This is a genomic window from Streptomyces sp. sk2.1 (assembly GCF_008120935.1).
Lineage (GTDB): Bacteria > Actinomycetota > Actinomycetes > Streptomycetales > Streptomycetaceae > Streptomyces.
In genome coordinates, this window is record NZ_RDBO01000273.1 from 1 (window position 1) to 3,740 (window position 3,740).

A 3,740-nucleotide genomic window follows, 5' to 3' on the forward strand; every position below is an offset into this window, starting at 1 on the left:
CGGCGGCTACCGCGGCACCGGCCTGATCATTCCGCACCGCCGCGAACGCGGCCAGACCGAACTCCCGGACTGGAAAGAAGAACACAACGCTTCCCACCGCAAGGTCCGCGCCCGAGTCGAGCATGCCTTCGCGCGGATGAAGACCTGGAAGATCCTCCGCGACTGCCGCCTGAAAGGCGACGGCGTCCACCACGCCATGCTCGGCGTCGCCCGCCTCCACAACCTCACCCTCGCCGGATGACCGGGAAACAACGCTGGTCAACCAGCATGCCGTAGATCATTTACGGGACAGCGCTTAGCCTCAATACCGGTGACTTTGTTGGTGGTGGGTCGTTGGTTGTGGTGTGCCAAGGCCTGGACAGGTGAAGTCGTCGGGTGAGCGGTTGTCGGACCGGATCGCTCTGGGTGTGCTGACGAGGGCTTTTCCGCCCGAGTTGGTGGATGAGGTGGTTGTTGGGTGCGGGCGTCTGGAACAGCGGTCGCGGCTGTTGCCTGCCCGGGTGGTGGTCTATTTCGTGCTCGCGATGTGTCTGTTCTCTGGCCAGGGCTATGAGGAGGTGGCCCGGCTGCTGACACAGGGGCTGGAGCGGGTGCGGCGGTGGGAGAAGCCGTGGCGGGTGCCGACGACAGCGGCGATCGGCCGGGCCCGCCGACGGTTGGGGCCGGAGCCGTTGAAGGTGCTGTTCGCGCGAGTGTGTCGGCCGGTGGCCGCCCCGGACACTGCTGGTGCCTGGTACCGGCGGTGGCGTCTGGTTGCGGTGGACGGCACGGTCTTCGATGTCCCGGACACCGAAGCCAACAGTGGTTTCTTCGGCCGGCCAGGCTCGGGCCGGGGACAGCAGCGCAGTGCCTACCCGCAGGTGAGGGTCGCTGCGCTGGTGGAGTGCGGGACACACGCGGTGTTCGCCGCGGCGACCGGCCCGCTGTCGGTTCATGAACAGCAGTTGGTTCCCGGCCTGCTGGGCCGGCTCGAGCCGGGAATGCTGCTGATGACCGACCGCGGCATCACCGGCTTCGAGCTGTGGAAGGCCGCCTCGGACACGGGCGCGGACCTGTTGTGGCGCGTCCGCAAGAACATCGTGCTCCCGGTCCTCGAAGCCTTCGAGGACGGCTCCTACCTGTCCGAGATCGTCGCGGCAGGCGACCGCGGGCGCCGGGATCCGGCCCGGGTCCGCGTCATCGAGTACACCCTCGGCCGTGAGGACGACGGCACGGTCTACCGGCTGATCACGACCGTCTGCAACCCGCAGGAGGCCTCCGCGGCCGACCTGGCAGGTCTCTACCATCAGCGCTGGGAGATCGAGAACACCCTGGACGAGATCAAGACCCATCAGGGCGGACACCGCCTCGTCCTGCGCTCGCAGTACCCCGATGGCGTCGAGCAGGAAATCTACGGCTTCCTTCTCGTCCACCACGCACTCCGGGACGTCATGCACCACACCGCTCACCAGGCCGGCCTCGACCCCGACCGGCTGTCCTTCACCCGCACCCTTCGCATCGCCCGCCGCCACGTCACCGACCAGGCGGCGCTTTCCCCCCTCACGACTCAGCCGAGCCCTGACCCACACCATCCGTGAACTGCTGGAACGACTCCTGCCACCCCGCAGGCAACGCTCCAACCCCCGTGTCATCAAACGCAAGATGTCCAACTGGCACCTCAAACACACCCACCACCGCAACCCACCCCGACCACCCGCAGCAGCAATCACACTGGTCCTGCCCACCAAACCAACCAGCAAACACCATAAAAGCGCCTAAATCACCGGTATTGGGCCTAGCCTCCCGCTGCGGCAATGATGGTCTGCGCGATCTTGCGCATGGCGTCCCATCGGTTGTCCAGCGTTGTCCCGTCGGCCTCGGCGCTGGTGAGCATCTGGTCGATGCGGTCCTGAACGGTCTTCTTGTCGCCCGGGGCAAGTTCACCCTGGTAGTCGTTGATGGCGTTGTTGAAGCCGGTCCAGCGAACCGGGAGCGGCTCACCAGAGGCAGCCAGCAGGCAGTCGAGGCCGAAGTAGAACTCCACGGAACACGCGCGACCGTTGATGTCGTAGCGGGTGTCGCCCGTGGGTCCGAGGGTCGGGTAGTCCTTGACATAGTCGAGATCGGGCAGCAGGCAGACCTTGAACCGTCCGGGCAACGGGGCGCTCGACAGGGTCTTCACGGCCTGACGCCCTGCGGCGTCATTGTCGACCAGTGCGATGACGCGGTTCATGATCCCGGCCGCTGCAAAGGCCCGCAGGCTCTTCACCAGCTCAGGGGCGCCGCCCGCGGCTTTCGCGCTGGGATCAAGGAACGTGAAGTAGCCCGCGAGGTCGGGGGCGACGATCTGCAGTCCTCGCTTGAGGAACCGGGCGTCGGTCGTCCCCTCGGTCATGACGATGATCGGTCCGCTGCTTGCCATTTCCGCCGCCAGCTCCTGCAGGGCGAGCGCTGAGACGGTTTCGTGCCGGGTGAAGTAGCCGGCTGACAGGAGATCGTGCAGGTCGAGGCGGACAATTTTGTCGGTCGCCTGGCCTTCGAGGAGTGCGGCGAGCAGTGTCCGCGGGTCCTCGTCGTGTTCCCGGAACATCTCAAGGGCGTCCAGGCAGGCTGTCTGCAGGGCAGTCAAGGGCTTCTTCGCCTCCGGCGGCTTGGAGCTGGTGATCAACGCGCGCAGGCCGATCTCGACCACTTCCTCGCAGTCGATCGTGTGGCGGACTGGCTCGGTCGCCCCCGGCTCCCGGACATAGATGGCGTCGTCGCCGTCGAACTCGCGAAGCTCCCGGAGGCTACTGGTCATCTCCTGCTTGGAGCGGGGCGGGGTGAATCCCATCAGGCTCAGCCGCTTCGCCACCGTTCCCACTGTGGCCGCGTAGCCGAAGGCCCTGGTCATGTCTCCCTCGACGGCCTCCGCGTACTCCTCCCACCCTGGCATGCCCTCGTATGCCTCCGGTGGAGCCCCGGTCTCATCAACCGGGTCAATCAGGTCGAAGTCCTGTGCGTTGATCGCGTCGACCTGGCTCGCCCACTCCTCGTCCATGTACTTGTCATGCTCTTGGAAGATGGTCATGAGCTTCGCCGGTATGTGGTTCTTCCCCCAGCTGATCTCGTCTTCCCCGAGGAAGAGGAACCACTTGTCGCCCACACAACTCTCCGATCACCGCTCCACGACCCTGCCTGGCGATCATCACAGTTTCGCGCCCCGGCGGGCAATGGACTTCAACGCTGACGGGCTTCGAGGAGCTCAGCCTCAAGAGCGGCGATCCGTTTGTCGGAGAAGCGCAGGTCGGAGCGGGCACCCTCAAGCCGTTCCTGGAGGGTGCGGTGCTCGCGGGTGAGCTGCTGGACGCGATGCTTGAGGGTGGTTGGCTTCGTTCATCTCCAGGGACAGCGATTGTCGACGCGTTCGGGAGTCAGCTGGTGATCAACAGAGTCGTGAATGTCGACGAGAAGTGAAGGCACTGAGCCTTTGCCAACCTGCCATGGCAGGCCGGGTAGTCGGTCAGACCGGCTAGTAATTGAGTCAGGACCGCACATCGATAAAAATCGAATAAAGGCCCGCAAAGACCCCTTCACCACCGAGGCCCCGCGCCGCCAGGCAGTCTCCGCGCCGGTCCGCCGCCGAACCACATTGCCCGCCGTTGCGGCGACTCCGCCCCAGCGGCGCCTGCGGAGCCGCGGACACCAACCGCACATGTGTGGCACCGTGACGTTCATGGACTTGAGCGCGTACCGCGGCTGCTTCCTGGGGTCGATCTCCA

3 protein-coding genes are annotated in these 3,740 nt (G+C 65.7%); 2 read left to right on the plus strand and 1 reads right to left on the minus strand.

Going from position 1 to position 3,740, the window contains the following annotated elements; all coding sequences use genetic code 11:
• Together EAO76_RS43665 and EAO76_RS43670 are read left to right on the plus strand one after the other, a co-directional pair.
• Positions 1-241 (plus strand): transposase (locus EAO76_RS43665; RefSeq protein WP_148841740.1); only part of this gene is annotated, 241 nt, incomplete at its 5' end.
• 103 nt (positions 242-344) lie between these two features.
• Positions 345-1,577, plus strand: coding sequence for an IS4 family transposase (locus EAO76_RS43670; protein ID WP_148841741.1), 1,233 nt, complete (start codon positions 345-347; stop codon positions 1,575-1,577).
• 197 nt (positions 1,578-1,774) lie between these two features.
• Here EAO76_RS43670 and EAO76_RS43675 read toward each other — a convergent pair whose 3' ends face one another.
• The gene (locus tag EAO76_RS43675; RefSeq protein WP_148841742.1) at positions 1,775-3,124 is read right to left on the minus strand and encodes a hypothetical protein; all 1,350 of its coding nucleotides are present in this window, start codon (positions 3,122-3,124) and stop codon (positions 1,775-1,777) included.
• Positions 3,125-3,740: the final 616 nt, after the last annotated feature.